Origin of the sequence: Geodermatophilus aquaeductus (assembly GCF_900182545.1) — a bacterium.
GTDB lineage: Bacteria > Actinomycetota > Actinomycetes > Mycobacteriales > Geodermatophilaceae > Geodermatophilus > Geodermatophilus aquaeductus.
Map to the genome: position 1 here is coordinate 18,511 of NZ_FXTJ01000007.1, position 22,999 is coordinate 41,509.

At 76.9% G+C, this 22,999-nt stretch carries 17 protein-coding genes and 1 riboswitch; of the genes, 5 read left to right on the forward strand and 12 right to left on the reverse strand.

Annotated elements, in window-relative coordinates; translation table 11 throughout:
* The first annotated feature begins 180 nt into the window (after positions 1-180).
* From mobF to FN207_RS26370, 5 genes are all read left to right on the forward strand, one after another.
* Positions 181-5,694, forward strand: coding sequence for a MobF family relaxase (mobF, locus tag FN207_RS16900; protein ID WP_142459850.1), 5,514 nt, complete (start codon positions 181-183; stop codon positions 5,692-5,694).
* Positions 5,695-5,954: 260 nt separating this feature from the next.
* Complete coding sequence (locus FN207_RS16905; RefSeq protein ID WP_142459661.1) at positions 5,955-6,344, forward strand: ArsR/SmtB family transcription factor; 390 nt, start codon at positions 5,955-5,957, stop codon at positions 6,342-6,344.
* Positions 6,341-7,000 (forward strand): cation diffusion facilitator family transporter, encoded by a 660-nt coding sequence (locus FN207_RS16910; protein WP_142459662.1) that lies wholly within the window; start codon positions 6,341-6,343, stop codon positions 6,998-7,000. Before FN207_RS16905 ends, FN207_RS16910 begins: the two co-directional genes overlap by 4 nt.
* Positions 6,990-7,511, forward strand: a complete 522-nt coding sequence (locus tag FN207_RS16915) for a signal peptidase II (protein ID WP_142459663.1) — start codon at positions 6,990-6,992, stop codon at positions 7,509-7,511. Before FN207_RS16910 ends, FN207_RS16915 begins: the two co-directional genes overlap by 11 nt.
* 589 nt (positions 7,512-8,100) lie before the next feature.
* Positions 8,101-8,252: riboswitch (cyclic di-AMP (ydaO/yuaA leader) on the forward strand.
* 295 nt (positions 8,253-8,547) lie between these two features.
* Entirely contained in the window at positions 8,548-9,507 is a 960-nt protein-coding gene (locus FN207_RS26370; RefSeq protein ID WP_185938389.1) for a VldE C-terminal domain-containing protein, read from the forward strand.
* A gap of 229 nt (positions 9,508-9,736) precedes the next feature.
* Here FN207_RS26370 and FN207_RS16925 read toward each other — a convergent pair whose 3' ends face one another.
* The 12 genes from FN207_RS16925 to FN207_RS16980 are packed head-to-tail and all read right to left on the reverse strand — an operon-like array spanning position 9,737 to position 22,316.
* A complete protein-coding gene (locus FN207_RS16925; RefSeq protein ID WP_142459664.1) occupies positions 9,737-11,071 on the reverse strand; it encodes a hypothetical protein in 1,335 nt (444 codons plus the stop codon).
* A gap of 3 nt (positions 11,072-11,074) precedes the next feature.
* Positions 11,075-11,371 (reverse strand): hypothetical protein, encoded by a 297-nt coding sequence (locus FN207_RS16930; RefSeq protein ID WP_142459665.1) that lies wholly within the window; start codon positions 11,369-11,371, stop codon positions 11,075-11,077.
* A complete protein-coding gene (locus FN207_RS16935; RefSeq protein ID WP_246066125.1) occupies positions 11,368-11,973 on the reverse strand; it encodes a hypothetical protein in 606 nt (201 codons plus the stop codon). The genes FN207_RS16930 and FN207_RS16935 overlap by 4 nt, the downstream gene beginning before the upstream one ends.
* On the reverse strand, positions 11,970-12,542 hold the full coding sequence (locus FN207_RS16940) for a hypothetical protein (RefSeq protein WP_246066126.1): 573 nt from the start codon (positions 12,540-12,542) through the stop codon (positions 11,970-11,972). The genes FN207_RS16935 and FN207_RS16940 overlap by 4 nt, the downstream gene beginning before the upstream one ends.
* Positions 12,539-14,482 carry a type IV secretory system conjugative DNA transfer family protein gene (locus FN207_RS16945; RefSeq protein WP_246066127.1) on the reverse strand — a complete coding sequence of 648 codons (1,944 nt, stop codon included), beginning with the start codon at positions 14,480-14,482 and terminating at the stop codon, positions 12,539-12,541. The genes FN207_RS16940 and FN207_RS16945 overlap by 4 nt, the downstream gene beginning before the upstream one ends.
* Positions 14,483-14,523: 41 nt before the next feature.
* Positions 14,524-15,672, reverse strand: a complete 1,149-nt coding sequence (locus FN207_RS16950; RefSeq protein ID WP_142459666.1) for a M23 family metallopeptidase — start codon at positions 15,670-15,672, stop codon at positions 14,524-14,526.
* On the reverse strand, positions 15,669-17,174 hold the full coding sequence (locus tag FN207_RS16955; protein ID WP_142459667.1) for an ATP-binding protein: 1,506 nt from the start codon (positions 17,172-17,174) through the stop codon (positions 15,669-15,671). The genes FN207_RS16950 and FN207_RS16955 overlap by 4 nt, the downstream gene beginning before the upstream one ends.
* Positions 17,171-18,685: an SCO6880 family protein gene (locus FN207_RS16960; RefSeq protein WP_221888255.1), complete on the reverse strand. Its 1,515-nt coding sequence runs from the start codon at positions 18,683-18,685 to the stop codon at positions 17,171-17,173. The genes FN207_RS16955 and FN207_RS16960 overlap by 4 nt, the downstream gene beginning before the upstream one ends.
* Entirely contained in the window at positions 18,682-20,271 is a 1,590-nt protein-coding gene (locus FN207_RS16965; RefSeq protein ID WP_142459668.1) for a hypothetical protein, read from the reverse strand. Before FN207_RS16965 ends, FN207_RS16960 begins: the two co-directional genes overlap by 4 nt.
* Positions 20,264-21,073, reverse strand: a complete 810-nt coding sequence (locus FN207_RS16970; RefSeq protein WP_142459669.1) for a hypothetical protein — start codon at positions 21,071-21,073, stop codon at positions 20,264-20,266. The genes FN207_RS16965 and FN207_RS16970 overlap by 8 nt, the downstream gene beginning before the upstream one ends.
* Positions 21,073-21,468, reverse strand: a complete 396-nt coding sequence (locus tag FN207_RS27025; RefSeq protein WP_246066128.1) for a hypothetical protein — start codon at positions 21,466-21,468, stop codon at positions 21,073-21,075. The genes FN207_RS16970 and FN207_RS27025 overlap by 1 nt, the downstream gene beginning before the upstream one ends.
* Positions 21,465-22,316, reverse strand: coding sequence for a hypothetical protein (locus tag FN207_RS16980; protein ID WP_246066129.1), 852 nt, complete (start codon positions 22,314-22,316; stop codon positions 21,465-21,467). The genes FN207_RS27025 and FN207_RS16980 overlap by 4 nt, the downstream gene beginning before the upstream one ends.
* Positions 22,317-22,999 lie beyond the last annotated feature (683 nt).

Genomic DNA, 22,999 nt, shown 5'->3' on the forward strand with positions numbered 1-22,999 from the left:
CGGGCCGGCGGTCGAGCCCGTCGTCGCCCGCCAGGGTGACGGCGTTGACCGGAGGCCCGACCGGGACTCGACGCGGCCCGCCGGTCAGCGGTCGGGCGTTGGGACACCAGCCGCAGTGTGAGGAACTGGAGGACCGCGGATCCGCGACTGGAGGTGCCGTTCGTACCGTCCGCGGGCGTGATGTCCCTGCACAAGCTGACGGCGGGCGAGGGATACACCTACCTGACCAGGCAGGTGGCGGCGCTGGACGCCACGGAGCGGGGCCATGGCGGCCTGGGGGACTACTACGCGCAGCGCGGTGAGTCGCCCGGGACGTGGGCCGGGAGCGGCCTGGCCGGGCTGCCCGGGGTGGACGCCGGGCACCCGGTCGGCGAGCGGCAGATGGCGGCGCTGTTCGGGCAGGGGCGTCATCCGGACGCGGAGCGCCTCGAGCGGGAAGCTCTGGCCGCGGGCCGGACACCGGCCGAGGCGCGGGCCGCCGGTGCCCTCGGCCTGCCGTTTCTGCTCTACAGCGCACCGGCGGACGGCTTCCGGGCGCGGTGCGCGCAGCGGTTCGCTGCGGTGAACGCCGCCCGTGGCCTGCCGCGGGAGGCGCCGCTGCCGGCGGAGGAACGGGCCCGGATCCGCAGTCAGACGGCGCGGGGCATGTTCGCCGTCGCGTTCGGCCGCCCGCCGGCCGACGCCCGGGAGCTGTCGGGGTTCATCGCCCGGGCGTCGCGGCCGGCGACCCGGGCGGTGGCCGGCTGGGACCTGACGTTCTCGCCGGTGAAGTCGGTCTCGGCGCTGTGGGCGCTGGCCCCGCGGGAGGTCGCCGAGCAGGTCGAGGCTGCCCACGCCGCGGCGGTCGCCGACACGCTCGCCTGGCTGGAGGAGACCGCCGCCTTCACCCGGCTAGGCGCCGGCGGCGTGCGCCAGGTGGAGACCACCGGCGTGATCGCCGCGGTGTTCACCCACCGCGACTCGCGCGCCGGCGACCCGGACCTGCACACCCACGTGGCTGTGAGCAACAAGGTGCAGACCCGCGACGGGCAGTGGCGGGCGCTGGACGGGCGGGTGCTGCACAAGGCCAACGTCGCGGCCTCGGAGCGGTACAACACCCGGCTGGAGGCGCACCTGGTCACCCGGCTCGGGGTGCGCTTCGCCGAGCGTCCCGGCGGGGACGCCGGCAAGCGGCCGGTGCGCGAGATCGTCGGCGTGGACCCGCGGCTGCTGAGCACGTGGTCCTCGCGGCGGCGGGCGATCGACGTCGCCCGGGCGGCGCTGACCGCGGAGTTCCAGGCCGAGCAAGGCCGGCCCCCGACGGCGGCCGAGGCGATCGCGCTGGCCCAGCAGGCGACCCTGCGGACACGGGAGGCCAAGCACGAGCCCCGCTCGCTGGCCGAGCAGCGGGCGGCCTGGCGGCGCCAGGCGCTGGCCGTCCTCGGGAGCGCGTCCGCCCTGACCGGCATGCTCGGCCGCGTCCTCGGCCGTCCGCCGCACCGCCGGCGCGCGGTCACCGAGTCCTGGGTCGCCGCGGCCGCGGCCCGGGTGCTGGACACGGTGAGCGGGCAGCGGGCGAGCTGGCAGTACTGGCACGTGCGCGCGGAGGCCGAGCGGCTCGTGCGCGGAGCCGGCCTGGCCCCGGGCGACATCGACCGCGCCGTGGCCCGGGTGACCTCAACGGCCCTCTCCCCCGCCCACGCCATCCCGCTGGGCGATCCGGATCCGGTGGTCGAGCCGCCGCAGCTGCGCCGCTCGGACGGGGCCAGCGTGTACAGCGTCGCCGGCGCCCGCCGCTACACCAGCGCGGCGGTGCTGGACGCCGAGGCCCTCCTGCTCGCCGCGGCCGGCCGCGGCGACGGCCGCCGCGCGGATCCGGCCGTCGTCGAGCTGGCGCTGCTGGAGGCCACCGCCAACGGCCGGGAGCTCAACCCCGGTCAGGTGCAGCTGGTGCGGGACCTGGCCCGCAGCCGCGCGCGGGTGCAGCTGGCCCTTGCCCCGGCCGGCACGGGCAAGACCACCACGCTGGCCGCCCTGGCCCGGGCCTGGACCGCCGACGGGGGCAGCGTGCTGGGCCTGGCCCCCTCGGCGGTGGCCACCGCCGGACTGCGCGAGGCGATCGGCGCACCGTGCGACACCCTCGCCAAGCTGGTCTGCTCCCTGGACACCGGGGACCCGCCCGACTGGGTGGCCGGGATCGGGCCGGACACGCTGGTCGTCGTCGACGAGGCGGGCATGGCCGGCACGCTCGACCTCGCCCGCACGGTGGCCTACGTGCTGGGGCGGGGCGGGTCGGTGCGGCTGGTCGGGGACTCCCAGCAGCTGGCCTCCGTCGCCGCCGGCGGCGTGCTGGCCGAGATCGCCGCCACGCACGGCGCGGTGACACTGACCTCGCTGGTGCGCTTCACCGACCCGGCCGAGGCCGCGGCCACCGTCGCCCTGCGCGACGGCGATCCCACCGCCCTGGGCTTCTACCTCGACTCCGGTCGGGTGCACGTCGGCGACGGAGCCACCTGCGCCGAGCAGGCCTACACCGCCTGGGCTTCCGACCGCGCCCGCGGTGCCGACGCGCTGCTGCTGGCCGCCACCCGCGAGGTGGTGCAGCAGCTCAACGAGCGCGCCCGCGCCGACCGGCTCGCCGCGCTCGGGCAGCCGGTGGGTGCGGAGGTCGCGCTGGCCGACGGCACCCGGGCCGGCGCCGGGGACCCGGTGATCACCCGCGCCAACGACCGCCGGCTGCCGCTCGGCGCGGCCGACTGGGTGAAAAACGGCGACCGCTGGACCGTCACCGCCGTCGGTGACGACGGCGCCCTCGCCGTCGTCCACACCGCCACCGGCCGGCGGCTCACCCTGCCGGCGGCCTACGTGCGCACGTCCGTGCAGCTGGGCTATGCCGCCACCGTGCACGGCGCCCAGGGCGTCACCGCCGACACCTGCCACACCGTGCTCACCGGCACCGAGTCCCGGCAGCTGCTCTACGTGGCGCTCACCCGCGGCCGCGCGGCCAACCACCTGTATCTGGCCACCGTCGGGGACGGGGACCCGCACAGCATCGTGACGCCCGCCGCGGTGTTCCCGCCGACCGCCACCGACCTGCTGATCGCCATCCTCGGCCGCGACGGCGCGCAGACCTCGGCCACGGGCGCGCGCCGGGCACTGGCCGATCCGGCCGTCCAGCTGCACGCCGCCGCCATCCGGTACATCGATGCGCTGCGGTTCGCCGCCGAGCAGCACCTGGGCGCCGCGGCTGCAGAAGAACTGGAGAACGCCGCCGAGCAGGTCCATCCGGGGCTGACCGCCGCGGCGGCGTGGCAGACGCTGCGGGGGCACCTGGCGCTGCTCGCCTGCGCCGGCGCCGACCCGATCGCCGCCCTGACCACCGCCGCCGCGGTCCGGGAGCTCGGCAGCGCACACGACCCCGCCGCCGTGCTCGACTGGCGGCTGCCCGGGTCCGGTGCGGCGGGTCCGCTGCCGTGGCTGCCCAGCGTGCCGACGGCACTGGCCGACGACCCCCACTGGGGGCCCTACCTCACCGCCCGGGCCGGTCACCTCACCGCCTGCGCGGGGCGGGTCGCCGACACCGCCGCCACGATGACGCCGGCGACCGCACCCGGCTGGGCCCGACCGCTGCTCGACCCGGCCCGGGCGTCGCTGCGCGCCGACCTCGCCGTCTGGCGCGCCGCACTCGCCGTCCCCGACAGCGACCGGCGCCCCACCGGACCACCCCAGCCCGCGGCCACCGCCCGCCGGCAACAACGGCGGCTCGAGGAGGCCCTGGCCGCGACCACCCCGGCGCGAGGAGGCGCGCTGTGGGCGGCGCTGGCCGACGGCATCGATCCCCGGCTGCGCCGCGATCCGCACTGGCCGGCGCTCGCCGACCGGCTGGCCGCCGCCGACCGCGCCGGCCTCGACGCCGCCGGCCTGCTCGCCGCGGTCGCGGCGCAGCGGCCGCTGCCCGACGAGCTGCCCGCCGCCGCGCTGTGGTGGCGGCTGGCGCCCCACCTCGCCCCGGCCACCGTCGCCACCGGCCCCGACGGCGCCGGGCTGCGCCCCGACTGGTGCAGTGCGCTGCTGGAGCTGTTGCCCGACGACCACGGGCAGCGGGTGCTGGCCGGCCCCGCGTGGCCGGCCCTGGTCGCCGCGGTCAGCACCGGGATCCGCGGCGGCTGGTCCCCCGCCGACCTGCTCGCCGCCGCGACCGCCGGCCTGCCCACCGGGACAGACGGCGACCCGACCGGAACGGGGGTGGCCGAGGCGCTCGTCTTCCGCGTCGCCGCCCTCACCGACCCCGCACCCGTCGAGACTGCCGAGCCGCTGCCGGCTGACCTGCAACCGTCTGACGACGCCGACCAGCTCCTCCCCCTTGAGGACCAGGCCGCTGCCGTCACCGTTGATCGGGCGGACCCGCCCCCCGATGACCCCGACGTGCCCTTCCATCGCGGCCACGACGTTCCCCCACCACCGGTCGCGCCGCGGTACGTGACGCCGGACCCCTTCGCCCCGACCGGGCAGCCGGGCGTCGACGACGCCGACTACCTGCTCGAGCAGCACTTCTGGGCCACCGCAGCCGTCCGCCGCGACCGGCTGGTCGAGCTCAACGCCGAGGCCGCCGCCTTCTTCACCGACTCCTACCCCGGCTCCTGGGCGCCCGGGTACCTGCGGGAACGGCTGGGCACCGATCTCACGCCTGATACACCCTTCACCCCCGGGTACGCGCCGGGCGGCTGGACCGCGCTGGTCGACCACCTGCGCGGCCGGGGTGCCACCGACGACGAGCTGCTCGCCGCCGGCCTGGCCCAGCGCGCCCGGACCGGGACCCTGATCGACCGGTTCCGCGACCGGCTCACCTTCCCCACCCGCGACGTCGACGGTGTCGTCCGCGGCTTCGTCGCACGCCGCAACCCCGCCGCCGCCGAGGACGGACGCGCCGGCCCCAAGTACCTCAACACCCCCGGCACCGACCTCTACCGCAAGGGCGAGCACCTGCTCGGGCTGCACGAGAGCCGAGCGGCGCTGGCCGCCGGCGCCGCCCCGGCGCTCGTCGAGGGACCGCTGGACGCCATCGCCCTCACCCTGGCCGGCGACGGGCGGACCGTCGGTGTCGCTCTGCTCGGCACTGCCCTCACCGACCGGCAGGCCGACCTGCTCCGTCCTCACATCCGGGGCGACGGCCCCGGTGTCCTCGTGGCCACCGACGCCGATGACGCCGGCCGGCGGGCCGCCGAGCGGATGTACTGGCAGCTCACCGCCCGCGGCGACGATCCGCGCCGGCTGGGGCTACCCGACGGCCGCGACCCCGCCGACCTGCTCCGCGAGGGCGGCACCCCCGCCGTGCAAGAGGCGATCGACCGGGCCGGGAGCCTGGCCGCCCACCTCCTCGACGCTCGCCTCCACGAGGCGCGCGCCGGTGGTGCCTCCGGTCCCGCGGTCCTGGGCGAGGTGGCGGCGGTCGTCGCGGCCACTCCACCGCTGCGCTGGCTCGAGCACATCGACCGGGTCACCACCCGCCTGCAGCTGCGACCCGGCCTCCTGCACGCCGCGGTGCTCGACGCCAGCGGGGGGTCGGCACGCGACGCCGGCACCCAACCGGGCCACCACGTCGCTGCCACTCCGCGCGACGAGCCCGCCGCCCTCCAGACGCCTCCGATGCGACCGGCCACGGACCGACGGGTCTCGGCCCCGTTGGCACGGGGAGGTCCTGCGCCGAGCCGGTGACGTGGCCGCCATGCCTGGCGATCGACGTCCGCGGCCACGTCCCGACGTCTCGGATCTCATCGGTCGGTTCGATCACCGCCGTGCGCAGCAGCGCAACGCCGTGCCGATCCGTCGCGCGCAGCTGACACCGATCGGGAGGACCGGGCGGAGCTGGCGCTCGTCGACGACGGCAGATCGATCCCGTGAGCCACCGTGGGCCGCGTCGTCCTCGGGACCGGTCCTCACCTACCCCATTCCAGCGCTATCATCGCCGGGTGTCGATGAGTGTTTCCGGAGACGCTGTATCCGACGGGCCGCACCTGGAGACGTCCGGCCTGTCCCCGGCCGCCTCGCTGTTCCACAGCCTGTCGGATCCCACCCGCCTGGCGATCCTGCGCCACCTGTCACTCGGGGAGCACCGCGTCGTCGAGTTGACCAAGCACCTGGGGCTGGCGCAGTCGACGGTGTCCAAGCACCTCGCCTGCCTGCGCGACTGCGGTCTCGTCGACTCCCGCCCCCAGGGGCGCGCGTCGATGTTCTCGCTGACCACCCGCGACGAGCTGCTCGACCTGCTGGCCGCCGCCGAGCGACTGCTGGCCCTCACCGGCGATGCCGTCGACCTGTGCCCCACCTACGGAGCGACGAGCCGCGAGGAGACGCAGGTCCGATGAGCGAGCACACCACCAAGACCCTCAGCCCCGCCGACACCGAGCGCCTGACCAGGCGAGGGCTGCGCCTGGCGCAGTTCACCGTCGTCTACAACGTCGCCGAGGGCGCCATCGCCATCACCGCGGGCATCCTCGCGGGCCTGGTGTCACTCGTCGGCTTCGGCGTCGACTCCGGCATCGAGTCCGCGGCGTCGGTGCTGGTGGGCCTGCGTCTGGCCGCCCGACTGCGCAACGGCGAGGCCGACGAGGCCAAGGAGCGCCGAGCCCTCAAGGCCGTGGCCGTCACCTTCTTCGTGCTCGCCGCCTACGTGGTCATCGAGGGCGTCCGCAGCCTCCTCAGTGACGAGGCCCCGGACAACTCCCCCGTCGGGATCGTCCTGCTCGTCGCCTCGATCATCGTCATGCCGCTGCTGGTCCGCGCGAAGCGCCGGGTCGGCGAGGCCCTCGGCGGCGACCGGCTCATCCTGGCCGACGCCGCCGAGACGAGGATCTGCGTGCTGCTCAGCATCTCCACCCTTCTCGGCCTCGCCCTCTACGCCCTGGTCGGCTGGACCTGGCTCGACCCCGTCGCCGGCTTCGTCATCGCCGCCTTCGCCATCCACGAGGGACGGGAAGCCTGGGAGGGCGAACTGGTCGAGGACGACGACGATGACGACTGAGACGCCCTCGGCAGCAGTGAGCGACGCGCCCGGACCCCGCCGTCCCCGCACTGCTCGCCTGGCCGTCGCCGCCACGGCGTTCGTTCTCGCAGCCGCTGACCTGGCGTTCAAGGCAGCCGCCGAGCACAACCTCACCGGTGGCCGCAGCATCGACCTGGGCCTGCTCGACCTTCGCCTCGGCTACAACTCCGGCGCGGCCTTCAGCCTGGGGGCGGGCCTGCCCAGCTGGGTGGTCCTCGCCGTGACGGGCCTCATCACCGCCGGCGTCGCCGTCTTCGCCTGGCGATCAGCCTCGACCGCCTCATGGCCTGTGCTCATGGGGCTGTCCGCGGTCCTCGCCGGCGCCGTGGGCAACCTCTCCGACCGCGCCGGCGACGGCGTGGTGACCGACTACCTGCACACCGGGTGGTGGCCGACGTTCAACCTCGCCGATGTCTGCATCACCCTGGGCGCGGTCACCGTGGCCCTGGCGGTGCTGCGCGAGGACATGCCCCGACGCCAGGGGCGCTAGGAGCGGACAGGGCACCGCTGCGGTGCGCCCGGCACCGCCCGTCGTCGCACCCGGTCCCACCAGCGCCCTCCGCCTGCCGATCGATGCCCGCCGCACCCACCGCGGCGGCCTGGCGCGAGCTCCACGCCGGCCTGCCCGACCATGTCGAGGACCCCTCGCTGCTGCCGGTGACCGAGCACGGCCGATCTCCTGGCTCGCATCGACGACGCGCTCACCGACGAGCCGGTGAGCCGGGCCGCCGTCGAGGACTTCCTCGCTCATCCGGCGACCATCGGCCTCGACGTCCTGCACCGCCTTCGTGGTCGCGGACCGTCCGCGGAGCCCGGGCTGGTCGTTGCGGGCCCGCTCGGGCCACCCGGTGAGGGCAGCCCCGGTCGTGCCGTTGACCGATCGCGCCGCGGCGCAGCGCTCTCGTCGTCGAGGGCGAGGACCGGCGTGAAAGCGTCGGTCTATACCTCCCGGCACCCGCGTCAACGGGCGTCCGCGACGCGTGTCACCTGACGAATCAGCGGTCGCAGATTGTCACGACCTGATAACGAAGCTACGGTGGCTGGGTCCGGTCGGTCGTCACGCCCCTTCAGGGGAGTCCGAGCGGACGCCGCCGAGTCGCCTCCACGGCGAACCGGGGACCCACTGCAGTACTGGGGTGAATCGCGCTCCGGGGCCTGACGTCCCGGGCCTGTAGGGCTGCTTCCCGCCCGAACCCGTCAGCTAACTCGGTAGGCGGCCACCGGAAGAACGGAGAGCCGCCGCATGGCGCGCCCTTGCCCTGCCGCACCACCACGTCGTCTCCGGCTTTCCCGCTGGAGCGGGCTGCGCCCGCGCATCTGACCGCTCGGGGCCCGCCCTCGCCGAGCGCCCACGCAGGCTCCACCAGCTCGAGCAACTCACGCTCGACCGGCGTCCCGCTGGTTCCCGTGGTGCACCTGCGTCGAGCCCGGCGTCCGCGGTCGGCCGCAGCCCTCGCCACCTGGACATCTCCGCAGTCGCGCGCTCGTGCGCCGCTGCGCCCGAACACCTCGGAGCACCACCACTCATGGACGTCCGCACCACCACCTCCGGCCGCGCCGCGGGGCGCCGCGGCCGGGCCGCCCGGTCGGCCATCGCCCGCCGCCGTCCCGGCCTTCTCCTCGGTGTCGCCGCCGCCGGCGCCGTCCTCGTCAACGTCCTCACCGGCACCGGGCCGGCCGCTCAGGCCGGGGCCGCGTCCTCGGAGTCGGCCAGCGTCGCCGAGGCCCTCGGCCTCTCCGGCCAGTCCAGCCCGGCCGGCGCCGCACCCGATCTGCAGCCGCTGCAGGACCTGACCGCCAGCCGCAGCAGCCGGGAGGCCGAGGAGACCGCCGCCCAGCAGGCGCAGGCCGCCGCGGACCAGGCTGCGGTCGAGCGGCAGCGGGTCGAGGCCGAGGCCGCCGCCCAGGCCGAGGCCGCCGCCCAGGCCGCGGCCCAGGCCGAAGCCGCGGCCCAGGCCGAGGCAGCCGCCCAGGCCGAGGCAGCCGCCCACGCCGAGGCAGCCGCCCAGGCCGAGGCAGCGGACGCCGCCGCGGAGTCGGCCGAGGCGCAGTCGGAGGCCTCCGACGAGGAGTCCGGGGAGGAGGCCGGCGCCGGCGAGGTGGCCGCCAGCACGGCGGTGACCGCGGTCGCGCGGATCACCAACAGCGCGGGATCACCGAAGCCGCAGTCGCAGGCGGCCGCGGACGCAGTCGTGTCCAACGTGCCCGGCGCGGACGACATCACCATCGGCGGAACCCGGGCCAGCGCGACCGACCCCGGGGGCCACCCCTCGGGGCTGGCCCTGGACTACATGGTGCTCTCCGACACCGCCCTGGGAAATGCGATCGTCCAGTACCACATCGCCAACTGGGACGCGCTCGGCGTCGACTACCTGATCTACCAGCAGCGCATCCTGCAGTCGCCGGGTGGCTCCTGGTCGACCATGGCCGACCGTGGCAGCGCGACGCAGAACCACATGGACCACGTCCACGTGAACTACCTGTAGTCCAGGCCGGGGACCGCAGGCCGTCCGCCACGTCCGGCCGGTGATCCTCGCCAGGAGGCGACCCTCGCGGGTGGCGCGGACAGGCGCCGGCCCCGCCGTGGCGATGTCGACGTGCTCCCTGTCGACGTGTTTCCTCAGCGTTCCGCCGGGCTCCCGTCCCGCACCCGCTGCGGTGCGCGCCGCACGCCGAGGGCTCGATCCTCAGGTCACGGGCTGACCGATCCAGTCCTCAGACGCCGCGCGCGGGGCCACCGCGGATCCCGTCCGACGGAGCACCCGGGGACGGCCTGGTGGCCGAGACAGTCCCGGCCTCGGCCTGCGCACGGTCGAGCAGACGCTGCGGTGAGCCGGGGATCCGCCCGCTGCGGACGCTCCTGCCGGATGAGGGCCGCGACAGCACGCTCGCCGCGTCCTCCGCGGGCGTCCGTGCGGAGGCGAGCCCGGTCGTCAGGGCCGCGGCCCGGGCGACGACCCGCCGGAGGTGGTCGAGGTCGGCGCCGGAAGCCTGCACCGTGCGTCCGCCGATCACCGCCTGCACCCGGTCGCCGGGCATGTCCTCCATGGGCGGCAGATCCCGCGCGTCGGCGTACAGCCGCCCGGTCCGGGACCAGCGGTCGACGGCGGCCACGAGCCGGTCGGCCAGGGCCGGCAGCTGGCCGACCACGCGCATCAGCGTGCCGGCTGCGCTCGAGAGGTCCCGGCCGTCGTCCGGGTGGGCGATGCCGGCCGGATCGCCGACGTGGAGGCGCAGGGCATCGGCGAGCGCCCGTGCGTGCGCCACGACTCCCCGGGGGTCGATCGGCTCTCCCACCCGCCCGTCGTGGAAGACCATGCTGGCGCGGCCGGCCAGTTGCCAGGCGAGCCCGGTGACCACCAGGGGTCCGGCGTCCTCCCCGGCCGTGCCGGCGACCATGGCGGCGGAGCGACTGGTGATCTCGGTGGCGGCGACGGCGGCGCGGAAGTCGCGCAGGGTCAGGTCGTCGGCCCGCCGGGCCCGGTCGAGCGCCGCGGCGAGGGCCGCGGCGGCGTCCAGCGCGGTCACCTCTCGCCCACCGGGCGGTGCGCCGGGCAGCGGGACGAGGCGGTCGAGCACCGCGCAGCCGTCCGCGGTCGGTGGGGATGCCTGCGCGTCGCGCTCGACGTCGGCGGCCGACTGGCGGACGAAGACCAGCTCCGGGGCCGCCTCCGGCGGCAGCAGCCGTCGGCCGAGCCGCGCGCAGTGCTCGGCCACCTCGGCCAGCTCGACGGTGACCGCCCACCGGTGCGCGCGACCCATGGTGCCCCGGTGGCGACCGACGAGGTCGGCGGCGGCGCCGGCGAGGTCGGTGAGCGGGCCGCCGGTGCGCGGCCACAGGCCGCCCGCGGTGGCGCACGCGCCGGCGAGTCCGGCGGCGGTCTGCTGCCGGGCGCTGGCCGCCGGGCTCAGTCCGTCCTCGGTCAGCCCGGTCAGCGCCCGGCCGAGGTGGGCCAGCGCGCCGGTGACGTCCTCGATGGCCGCCGTCGGTGCGGGCGCGTGGGTGCGCGTGGTGAGCTCGTCGAGCAGGTGCTGCAGCGAGGTGGCCACCGCTCAGCCCAGGCGCCGCAGGGCCTGGCGGGCGGCGCGGGCGGCGTCGAGGACCGGCGGGGCGGCGAAGGCGTCCTCGTCGAGGTCGGCGAGGGCGGCCATGGCCACGCGCACGGTGATGCGGGGGTCGCCGTCGATCAGCTCCGTCGGGGTGGGCTGGGCGCCGGCCCGCTCGAGCAGCTCGGCGGCGTACAGGCAGTGCAGGGCGATCTCGGCGGGCACCTGCACCCGGTCGGCGCCGACGGCGTCGAGCAGTGCGGCGGCGTAGCTGAGCGGATCGGCGGTGAGGTCGGCGGTCATCGGGTGGCTCCTGGGTCGTGGGGCGGGGCTGGGGTGGACGGTTCGCTGCCGGCCCGTCGTGCGGTGCGATCGGCGGAGGTCTGTGGGCAAGCGGGTCCGCTGTGAGCGGTTGGTTGTGCGGGATTACGGCTGGCGCCCGGACCTTCGGCGTCGAGACGTCGGGGAAGGGCGGCCGGGCAGTCCTCGAGCAGCCGCCAGTGCAGCTCCCGCGCCGGGTGCCGCGCGGGCAGCGGCGTGGCCGCGGCCAGGGCGGGGAGCCGGCGGGCGGGGTCGTAGCCGGCGGCGGCGGCGCGGTCGAGCGCGGCGGCCAGCGGTGGCCAGTCCGGACCGTCGACCAGGCGCGGGTCGATCCGCCCGGCGAGGACCTCCCAGTCCCGGCCACCCGGGTCGCGGTCGCCGTCGTCGGGCTCGCTCTCCAGGCCGCCGGCGACCTGCAGGATGCGGGCGGCGATCGCACGCCGCTCCTCCTCGGAGGGCGCGTCGCACCAGGCGCCCAGCAGGCGGGGGGTGTGCCGGGTCATCCAGGTCCGGCTGACCCGGACGCCGCCGGTGAGCGTCACCCAGTCGCCGCGGCCGGGCCGGAGCCGGTCCCCGCCGCTCACGGGGTCGCTCCCCGCAGGGGTCGGGCCGAGGGGCCGGCCGCGGCGGCGGATCGCCCGTGGCCGGTGTCGCCGTCGAACAGGTCGCGGCGCGCCTGGGCCGACTCGGCGCTGTCGTGCGCGGCGGCCCAGGAGCGGGCCGGCCAGTCGAGGTGCCGTCCGGGTGGGCAGCCGATGCCGAGCCGGTCGGCCATCCGGGTGGTGAAGCCGGGCAGGGCGTAGCGGTGCCACTCCTCCAGCGCGTGCGGGGTGGGGGCGTCGCCGGCGACGACCCGCAGGCAGGCCAGCACGGCGAGCTCGGCAACCAGGTGCGGATGGGCGGGCCAGCAGGACGGGATGGCGGAGGCGGTCTGCCAGGCGTGGGTGCCGTTGAGCCACCCGGCGACGTCGTCGAGCCACGGCCACAGCTGCGCGCGGACGCGCGGTGCGCAGCCGGCCGGATCCCAGGGCCGGTCCAGCAGCTGCAGGCCGGCCGGCTCGAGGCCGGCGTCCTCGGCCTGGCGGAGGTGGTCGAAGGCGGTGCGCACCGCTCGCGGCGGCGCCGGGAAGGGGAGGAGCAGCGGCGCGGTCACCGCCGCTCCTCCCCCGGCACGAGGCCCCCCGACGAGACGACCGCGGGTGCGCGGTCGGTGCGGTGCGGTGGATGAGGCGCGGCTGCGCGTGCGGCGGCGACCCGGGAGCGGGCGGCCGCCTGGGCCGTCAGCAGCGCGGCCCCGCCGCGGCCGGTGAGGCAACGGTCGAGTGCGGCGATCAGCGGCGGGGCGTGCTCGGCGACGACCAGCGCACGCCCGGGCGGGAGCCGGCGGATCTCCTCCGGCCGCAGCACCGGCACGTCCTCGCCGTGCGTGGAGCGGCTCCATCCGGCGCGGCCGGAGCTGTAGCTGGTGCGCCGCACCCGGGTGGTGCCGGTCAGGTCGGACAGCTCCCGGTTGAAGCCGCCGTCCTTGCCGCCGCCGAAGGCGACGACGACGTTGGTCAGCCCGAACAGCGCGCGGGCCTCGTCCTCGCCGTAGACGATGACCAGCTGCCGCCAGGTCTGCGCGGCGTAGAGGAAGCCGATCCCGAGGGCCCGGTCGTTGGCCATCCGGGTGCGCAGGGTGGGCAGCGGCGCGGTGGAGGGCAGCTCGTCCAGGCAGGCCAGCAGCGGCGGGCACAGCCGCCCGGTCGGCGCGGCGTCGGCGAGCGTCAGGGCAGTGTCGAGGACGTGCTCGGCCAGCGCGGTCATCAGCGGCGCGGCGGAGGCGTAGGGGTCGTCGCGGCCGAGCAGGTAGACGGTGCCGCCGGCGGCGAGCAGGGCGGCGAGGTCGGTGGCCGGCCGCCCGGGTCCGGGTGTGCAGCGGCGGCGGATGTCGGCCTGGAAGAACAGCGCCAGGGCCTGCTGCACGGTGGTGGCGGTGTTGCCGGCGGTGCGGTCGTCGCCGTGCAGGGCGCCGTGCAGCAGCCCGTCCCATAGCGGGGCGGCGTGCGGGTGGCCGCGCAGGATGTCGGCCGGCTGCGGACTGGCCTGCGGATGGGCGGCCCAGGCGAGGACGTCCTCGACGGTGCGGCCGGTGAGCGCGGCGGCGTGAAGATAGGCCTGCAGCACCTTGGCCGCCTCGAAGGCGTAGAAGCGGGCGGCGTTGTCCGAACCGCCGCCGCCGACGGCTCCGGTCACCGTGCCGGTGGCGAAGGCCTTGGCGCGGCGCTCGGCGACCATCGGGTCGGCGCAGCCGGCGACCGGGTCCCACACCAGCTCCGGCAGCCCGGGGACGGCACCGAACGGGTCGAGCACGGCCACCGGCCGGCCGCCGGCGGCGCGGGCGTCGACGGTGAGCAGCAGGTCCTCGGCCTTGGTCAGCGTGACCAGGGCCGCGCCGGGGGCGTCGAGCAGCGCGGGGGCGAGCAGGTCGAGGGTCTTGCCGGAGCCCTGCGGGCCGTAGACGCCGGTGGTCCGGTCGAAGGGCACCCAAAGCTCCCCCGCCGCCGGAACGGCGCCGCGGCCCAGCCGCCAGCCGACCGCGGACGGGTCGGGCGCCCGCCGTCGCCCGGTCCGGGCGCGGGCGGCCGGGAGCAGGTCGGGCCGGATCACCGCCGCGACCCGCCGCAGCCGAGGGCGGCCGAGCACCTGCGCGGCCTCACCGCGGGTGGCCAGGCCCGTGCCGGCGCCGAGCACGCGCCGCCCCTCCCGGACCGCTGCCCCGGTGCCGGCCAGGAATCCCGCGACTGCGACGGCCACGGCCGTGTGGACGGCGCCGGGCGCGGGCGCCGCCGCGGCCTGGGCGGCAGTCAGGCCGGCGGTGGCGTCGCCGGTGAGCAGGCCGCCGACCGCGGCGGCCAGGGCTCTCGGCCCCGCGGGCCACACCCAGCCGCCGCCGGCCACCGCGGCGGCTGCCCCGCGCGCGGCCGGCAGGAGCAGCGCGGCGGCGGCCAGCCAGGTCAGCGCGGCGGCGGTCGGGATCTCCCAACCGGCCGGGCCGACGTCGGCGCGCGACCGCAGCGCGACAGGTGCGGATCGGGATCCGGTGATGCGCACGATCTCCTCCTCGAGGTCCTGGCGGTGGATGGGGTGCCGGGTCAGCCGGCGGTCGTGGTCGCGGACAGGTCGACGCCGCGCGCGGCCAGCCAGGGCACCGGATCGACCGGGTCGCCGTCGATGCGGACCTCGAGGTGCAGGTGCACGCCGGTGCTGTTGCCGGTGGAGCCCTGGTAGCCGAGCAGCGTCCCGGCGCGGACCGGCTGCCCGGCGCGGACGGTGTAGGCCGACAGGTGGGCGTAGCGGGAAGTCACGCCGGCGCCGTGGTCGACCTCGACGAGGTTGCCGTAGCCGGCCAGGCCGAGGCCGCCGTCGCGGTCGCAGTAGGCGCTGGTGCACTCGGCACGGATCACGGTGCCGTCGGCGGCGGCGTAGACCGGGGTGCCGCGGGGCCCGGCGAGGTCGACGCCGGCGTGCAACGCGCCCCAGCGGGTTCCGAAGCCGGAGGTGACCGTCCCCGCGGTGGGCCGGATCCACGACCCGGCGGCCACCGCCAGGCCTGGGCAGATCCCGTCCGCCGCCCCGGCCGGGCCGGCGGCTGTGGCCTGCGCGGCCGACCACAGCACGGCGGTCAGCTGGCGGGCGAACGGCTCCCAGCGGGCGTAGGCGCCGCCCGCGGCCGAGACCTGCACGGCCTGCGCGGCCTCGGTCAGCGGAATCGTCTGCCAGTTCGGCACCGCGACCAGCCGGGAGTAGAAGGCCTCGGCGGCGTGGACGGGATCCATCAGCTGGGCGACGGTGCCCCAGCCGGCCAGCCAGCGCTGCTGGAGGAGGTTGACGCTGTCGTGGTCGGAGCCGATCCCGTCGTGCGGATGCGTGAGGCTGGTCGCGGTCACTGCCGCCTGCTCGGCGGTGAGCGCGGGGCTGCTGCCGTCGTTGGCCAGCATCCGCAGCCGCGACTCCTGCCAGGCGGTGGCCAGCGCCACGGTCACCGCGTACGCCGGCAGGCCGCGGGCGGCGGCGACGTTGGCGATGGTCTGCGCGTGACCCATCTGGACCGCGTCCAGCGCGACACCGGCCACCGTGGTGCCGGTGCCACCGGCCGAGCACGCCGACGACGCCGCCGGGGAGCCCGCCTCGGGCGCGGTCAGGATCGCCAGCGGAACGAGCAGCAGGGTGAGCGCGGCGAGCACCGGGACCGCCACCGGAGCTGCGGCCCTCCACAGCCAGGTCCGCGCCGCGTCGGTCATGCCGGGCCGCCGGTGAGGGCCTCGTTGGTGTAGGTCAGCCGCAGCTCGGGCCCGGTGAGGACGGTCTGGACCTGGAACGCCCGGTCCCCGACCAGCCACAGCGCCCGGCCCTTGCCGGCGACCGCCCAGCCGGTGACCACCCGCTGCGCGGTCGGGGTCAACCCGAGTGAGGCGCCGAGCTCGTCGCCGACGGCCTGGTCCTGGCCGTGCAGCACCTTCACGTCGCACAGGTGCAGCAGGTCGCGGGCGATGGCGACCGCCTGCGAGGCGGCGTCGCCGGCGGTGAGCATGTCCGAGGGCTTGTGCGCCAGCAGGATCTGCACGTCGGCGTCGCGGCGGGACAGCCGCAGGTTGGCGTCCAGGCTCTTCATCGCCTCGGGCCCCAGGCGCATCTGCCGCCAGGTCTCGTCGCGGATGACGATCCGCAGGTCGCCGGGGTCGGCGATCTCCCGCATCGCCTGTCCCCAGGAGTTCAGGCAGGTCAGCGCGATGCCGACGGCGGAGTCGCCGAGCGGCTCCAGGCGGGACAGCGACAGCGACTGGATCGGGGCGCGCCAGTCGACGGCGACGGTGGTGTGGTCGTCGAACAGCCCGGCCAGCGAGCCCTTGACCAGCGCGCCGAGCGCGTCGCGCAGCAGGCGGGTGGCGTCGAGGAAGTGCCGCCGGTCGGCGTACCGGCAGCCGGCGACGAGCTCGTCGGGAGGCTCGTCCAGGGCCCGCCACAGCCGCGGGATCGTCGGCTCGGCCAGCCGGGTGGCGGCGGTGCGGTAGCCGGTGAGCAGCCGCAGCGCCTCCCCGACGGCGGTCTCCTCCACCGGGCCGAACGGCACCGACTGCGAGCCGACCAGGCCGCGGATGAGCACCAGCCAGCGGGCGAACACCAGCGCCTCGCGGCGGCGGGCCTCGGCGGCGCCAAGGTGTTCCCAGTCGTGCCCGAGCGGGCCGAAGGCCAGCGGGTTGACCCGGGTGGGCAGGCCGGGGCCGATGGCGAACGGCTCCACGCCCAGCGCCCGGCACAGCGGCTCGTACTCGTCCTTGGTGTCGCCCAGGACCAGGATGCGGTAGCCGTAGCCGAGCATCCGCAGCGCGAACGCCTTGACCGTGGCGGACTTGCCGCGGCCGGGCTTGCCGAAGACGACGACGTTGGGATTGGTGACCGGAATCGTCTCGTCGGTGACCCAGCCGACCGGATCGCAGTAGAACGCCCCGCCCGAGAGCAGGTCGATGCCCATCTGCGCGCCGGTCGGCGGCAGCCCGGAGGTGGCGATCAGCGGCCACACGACCGGCGTCTGCTCCGAGGTCATCCGCCATACCGACAGCGGCGCCGGCGTGGCGGCCCGGCCCCGGCCGCGGCCCCGCGGGCCGCGCCGGGGCACGAGTTCGGCGAACGGCCCGCGGTCGCGCGCCGCCCGCGGCGGAGCGGGGACGGCGGGCAGCCGGTGGCCGAAGTCGTCGAGCAGCACCGCAACGTCCCGGCCCGCCCGGGCGGCGCGGCGGATCACCGCCGCCCCCGGCGGTCCGGCAGCCCGATACCCAGCGGGATGGCCGCGGCGGCGAACCCGGAGTCCTGCGCCAGGTCCAGCCGCAGCGGCACATACCCGGCGGCGCGGATGGACGCGTCCAGCCGCCGGCCGTGCTCGGCCACCGGCCAGGTCGCCGGGACGGTGACGCAGGCGGCCAGCGCCGGGCGCACCAGCGCCCGCCCGGCGGCGAGCTTCTCGTCGGCGACGCCGATCCGCTCGGTGTCCCGCCGCTGCCGGGCGCGGGTCCGGAAGCCCATCCGGGCGCGCAGCTCGTTGCCGGTGGTCGCGCTCATCGCCTCCCGCCCGACCAGCCGGGTGGCCCGCTGCAGCGGCAGCGGCGCGAGGAACACCGTCAGGCAGCGCCGCTCCCCCGCGGTCGTGGGCACCAGCACCGGCGCCAGCGCGCCGAGCACCGCCCCGGAGTCGGGCAGCAGCACCGTGTCGGTGACCGACGCCCACGCGTCGTGCCGGTAGTGCCGCACCTCCGCCCGCGCGCCCGTCGGGCCTGCCGCGGCCATCGGCACCCCGGTGGCCACCGGCTCGCCGTCGGCGGCGGCCAGGTCGGCGGCGACCAGCTGGGCTCGGTCAGCCGGCGCGAAGCCGGTGCGCACCGCGGCGGCCAGCGCGGCGGAGTCCAGCCAGGTCACCGCCGTGCAGCCGACCGGCCCGCGCAGCGCGGCCTCCACCTCGGCCATCACCCCGTGCAGCACCCGGGCGCGGCCGTCCACCCCGCCGCCGGCCTCCCGCGCCGCCCGGCCGATCCGGCCCTCCCCCACCACGACGGTCACGAACGCCTCGGTCCGCACCGCGGCCGGGGTCAGCGCCGCACCCAGCAGCCCGTTCACCCGGGCCGCCAGCGCCGGCGCATCCGGCCGGGCGTGGGCGCGTTCCCAGGCGGCGCGCTCGGCGCCGTCGTCGGGCACCGTGCGGACCTGCAGGGCCAGGGTGTCCACCAGCTCGGTGCGGGCGGCCAGCTCGACCAGCTCGGCGAGGCCGGCGCCCATCCGGTCCCGCTGGTCCGGCTCGGCCAGCCCGATGCCGGGATGGTCGATGCGGGCCACCGCCGCCCAGGTGCGCGCCGCCCGGTCCTGCACGAGCACCGGCCGGTCCACGCCGTGTCCGTACGGCGGCCCGTCGTGGGTGCGGACGGCGGCGAGCACCCCGGGCAGGTCGGCGGTCGCCAGGTCGTCGGCGGTGCCGGCGGCGGCGCGGGAGCCGAACACCGTCCAGCCCAGCGCTTGCCCGACCGCGTGCAGGACCAGGTCGGCGAGCCAGCGGCCGGCCGCCCGGCCGCGGACGGGGACCAGCAGCACGGCTGCCAGCAGCGCCCACACCGGCAGCCATCCCAGCAGCAGCCCCCACGCCCGCGCGTTGAGGGCCAGCAGCGCCGGGATCCCGGCTCCGGTGACCAGCGCCAGCTGGACACCGGTCATGCCGAGGAACCAGCCGGATACATCGCGCGCGTAGTCGCCGTAGCGGACGGCGCTCACCGCGCACCGTCCTCGTCGGAGCCGTCGAACCCGTCGACGCCGTCGACCCGGTCGGGTGCGGTGTGATCGAGGGACTGGGTGGGCCAGGTGGCGGGCGACGTCCCGGCCGGGCTCCCCGACCCCGCCGGCGGCGGCCCGCCATCGTCGGAGCCGGCGCCGCGGCGGAGTGTTCCGGCGGTGCCCGTCCCGCCCGGGGAGCCGGTGCCGCGCATCCGCATCCGCATCCGTCCGCTCGGCGGCTGCCCGTGCCACGGCGCGGAGTGGCCCACGCCGGCAGCCGACAGCACGTCGGCCGCCGACGCCGCGACCCCGGCCGCCACCCGTCCCGCCTGGGCGCTGCCGGCGGTCAGCGCGCGCAGGGCACCGGCGAACCGGCCGCCGGTGACCGCGTCGGCGGTCGACTCCCCCTGCGCCCGGTCCCCGGCGATTTGGGCCGCCGCCCCCGAGGCGGCCGCCCCGCCGGCGGAGCCGGCGACAGCGGCTCCCGCGGCCCCGCCGGCGACCTTCTGCAGCGCGCCCAGCAGCCCGCCGGAGGCGGCCAGCGACGAGCGCAGCGCCGCGCCGCTGGACGTGCCGGGGTCGACGAAGGCCAGCAGCCGGAACAGCGCCAGCGGGCAGACCGCGCCGAGCAGGATCAGCAGGCAGCCGACCACCGCCGTGCCGGCCGCGGACCCGGTGCTCGTTCCCTCGGCGCCGGTCACCACGCCTTCGGTGATGGTGACCCCGACCCCGAGGACAAGGACGGCGACCGGGGAGACCAGCAGCGCGGCCAGGAACCAGCGCAGGCTCCGCCAGAACCAGGCGCTCGAGGTCGCCGCCAGCAGGCCGCCGGCCGAGATCGCCGACGTCGCCGCCAGGACGATCAGGGCCGCCTCGCGGACCAGCATCAGCAGCAGGTAGCCCACGCTCGCGGGCACGAGCAGGAAGACCGAGCTAATCCCCAGGACGGTGGCGACCGTGCCGTCGACCAGGTCGCGGCCCACGCTGATCGACGGGTCGAAGGCGGCCAGGGTGTCGATGTCCAGCAGGCTCTGCAGCAGGCCGGTGGTGAGCCCCGAGACGCCGGTGACCAGCAGCGCCGCCACCCCGACGTAGCCGGACCAGACCAGGCCGAACTGCGCCAGCCCGATCAGCAGCCGGCCGAGGGTCCGCCCGTCCCGGCGCAGCGCGGCCACACCCAGTTGCACCAGACCCATCACCGCGGCGACGCTGGCGCCGATCCCGAAGGTCACCGGATAGATCCCGGCCAGCGGGCCGTCCGCGGACAGGTCCGGCGTGGCTAGGGCATCGACCACCGAGAAGGCCAGGCCCAGCAGCCACAGCCCGGCCTCCCACAGCGCCAGCATCGCGGCGGTCCACACGTCGGTGACCGCGGCGCCGGCGAGCTCACCGACCGCGCACAGCGGATCGGTCGGCAGGCACGGCAGGGCGCCGTCCTCGGCCACCGGATCTGCCGGAAAGGCCCACGCCGGGTCGGCCGCCGCCGGAGCGACCGACACGAGCCAGGCCGCCGCCGACAGCACCAGGACGACCGACGCCCGCGCGCTTCCCGGTGAGCCGCCCCGCCGCTGATTTCGGTCACCCATGGCGGAGCTCCCGGTAGCCGGCGGCGATCGCCGCGTCGGTGCCCGGCCAGATCGACGGCGCCGGCGCCGGTTCCGCTCCGGGGCCGATCACCCACCGCTCGCCGGTCCACACCATCCGCTGGCAGTCGGCGACCGCGATGCGCGCGGTCTGCTCGACGGTGACGGTGAACTCGGAGTTCACGCAGACCACCGCGAAGTCCGGCCCCACCGTTCCCTTGATCAGGCCCATCACCGGGCGGACCACGACGGCCAGCTGCGGCGATCCGGACCCGGACACGCCGGCCGCCGTCAGCAGGCGGGCCATGCCGTGCACCCCGCTCCACGTCCGCGCGGTGGGACCGCCCGGCGCCGCCCACTCGGTGATGACCCCCTGGACGCCGTTCATCGAGCCACTGCCCATCGCCGTCACGTCGATGGCCGCCAGCTGCGCCAGCGCGCCCTCCGGGGTGCGGGGGAAGCCGGTGAGCACGCCGGCCGCGCCGACGCCGGTGGCGCGGGGCAGCTCGAGGGCGTCGGCGGCCTGCGTCGACACGGGGCGGGGCAACGCATCGTCGGGGTCGGCGCTCGGCATCGGCGCGGCCGCCAGCGCGTCCTGCCGGGACACCGTCGCTGATGAGGGCGGAGCCTTTCGTCCGGCCGCCGGCGGGGCGGACTCGTCGTCGGTCAGGACGGCGACGACCGCGAGGACGACCCCGGCCAGCACCGCCAGGGCGACCAGCGCGCTAAGCGCGGCGACCACCAGCAGCCGGGCCGGGCTCCACTCCGGAGCGCCGCCCGCGTCCCGTTCCGGTCGGCGGCGCATCAGGTGCACCCGCTGCCGGTGATCGAGTCGAGGATCACCAGGATGACCGTGTAGGTGATGGCCACCAGCACCACCACCGCGACCCCCATAGCCCCGTACCGGGAGGCGTGCGGGTGGGAGAAGATCCGCCCGGCGAGGATCGCGCCCAGCGACACCACCGCGCTGATGACGATGAGCGCCAGCACCCCCCATTTCACCCAGGCCGTCACGTCGTCGGCGAAGGCCTGCATGCCGGGTGGCGCCTGGGGGCAGACGGTCGCGGGCTCCTCCCCCGGCTCCTCGACGAGCGCCCACCACGCCACCCCGACGGTCTCGGGGATACCGAGCACCGCGGCCGAGACGACCCGGACGAGGGCGGGCGCGGTGCCCACGACGCGTGTGACCGCTGCCCTCACGGCTGCTCCCCGCGGGGGGCGGCGGCCCGCCGGCGATGCCGGGGAGCCGCGGGCAGGCCGGGCGCGAGCAGCGCCGCGAGCGCCCGCCCCGCGGACGCCACCGGCCTCGGCAGCCGGTCCCCGGTGAGGCCGGTGACCTCCAGCCGCCGGTCTAGCGGAACCCGCACGACCCGGCCACGGGACCGCAGGTCGGTCAGGAGCGGCCCGCAGCCGGCCTCGATCACCCGCGGCCACGCCGGCCCCACCGCGGCCACCACGGCCTCGCCGCCGAGTGCGGACAAGGCGTGCTCGGCCTGCCGCACGGCCGGCACCGTCACCCGGGTCACGACCACGTACGCGCTGCGCTTTCCAGGCGTCCCGTCGGCGCCTTCGAGCATCGCGAGAGCAAGGGGCCAACCGAGGTCGACCACCGACACCCGATCGGCGTCGTCTCCGGCGGGGAACAGCGGAAGCCCGTCCCCGCCTGGACGTCGGGCCAGGCGGAAGACGTCGAGATGCCCGCGCTGGCCCCGCCGCCACCCGGCACCGTCCGCGCCCAGCTCGATGCTCGACGCCACCGCCAGCCCGGACTGCGCAGGCGGCGCGTAGTCGACCAGCTGCACCGGCCGGTCGAGGGCCAGGCCCTCGGCGATCGCCAGCGCGACCGTCGACGCGCCCGCACCGGCATGCCCCGCCAGGACCAGCACCACGGGACCGCTGATGGCGACGTCGGCCCAGGGCGGGCGGACGTCACCCGAGCGAGACGTTCGGAGCTCAGCGGAGGCGCCCAGCGCATCGCCGCTGACGGCGGGAGTGCTGCCTTGGCCGTCGAACGCGCCGGCCCGGATTGCGAGGACGGCCGCCTTCATCGCCTCGACCGTCAGGGGCCGTGGCTCCCGTACGCGGGTAAATGGGGCGGCCGTCACCGACGCCGGAGACGACGGGAAACGGTCCGAGGGGCCCGGGGTGGTGTCGCGGCGGGACGACGCTTCGTGGAACTGCATGCCGCTGACCGTGTCGACGCGGCTCCGGTAATCCTCCAGTTATCCGGGGCTGGCCGATCCGCAGGCACCCTGGGCCTCCCCGGCGGCTCGGGCGCGGTCCCTGCCCGGCACGGAACAGCGCTCGCAGGCACCGGTCGATGCCGCTGGAGACCCACCGGAGGATTCGCCCTCCGGCTTCCGGTTCGTGGCCAGCCGGCCTGCCGCCCGAGCCAGCCCAGGCCACCAGAGAATCAGAAGAAGCAGGGACCGAGTCACCACCCCTGATCTACCGGCCGTTGGGCAGCGTCCGCCCGATCATCACGATGGGCCCGATGCTCCCGTCGCGGGTCCCCGGTTTCGGCAGGGTCGCCGCCCCCAGGTCGACCAACGCTCCGGGGCCACGTGGGGCCAGGTGCTGCGCGGGCAGCACTGACCCGGACGTCCGGCGATTAGGCCGTCCCGGCGTACAGCCGGGACCATTGTGTCAGCCGAGGCTCAAGAACCCCTTTGTGACAAGGTGCATGCGCGTCTGAGGCCCCCTGGCGCGGTCGGTCGAGGCAACATTCAAG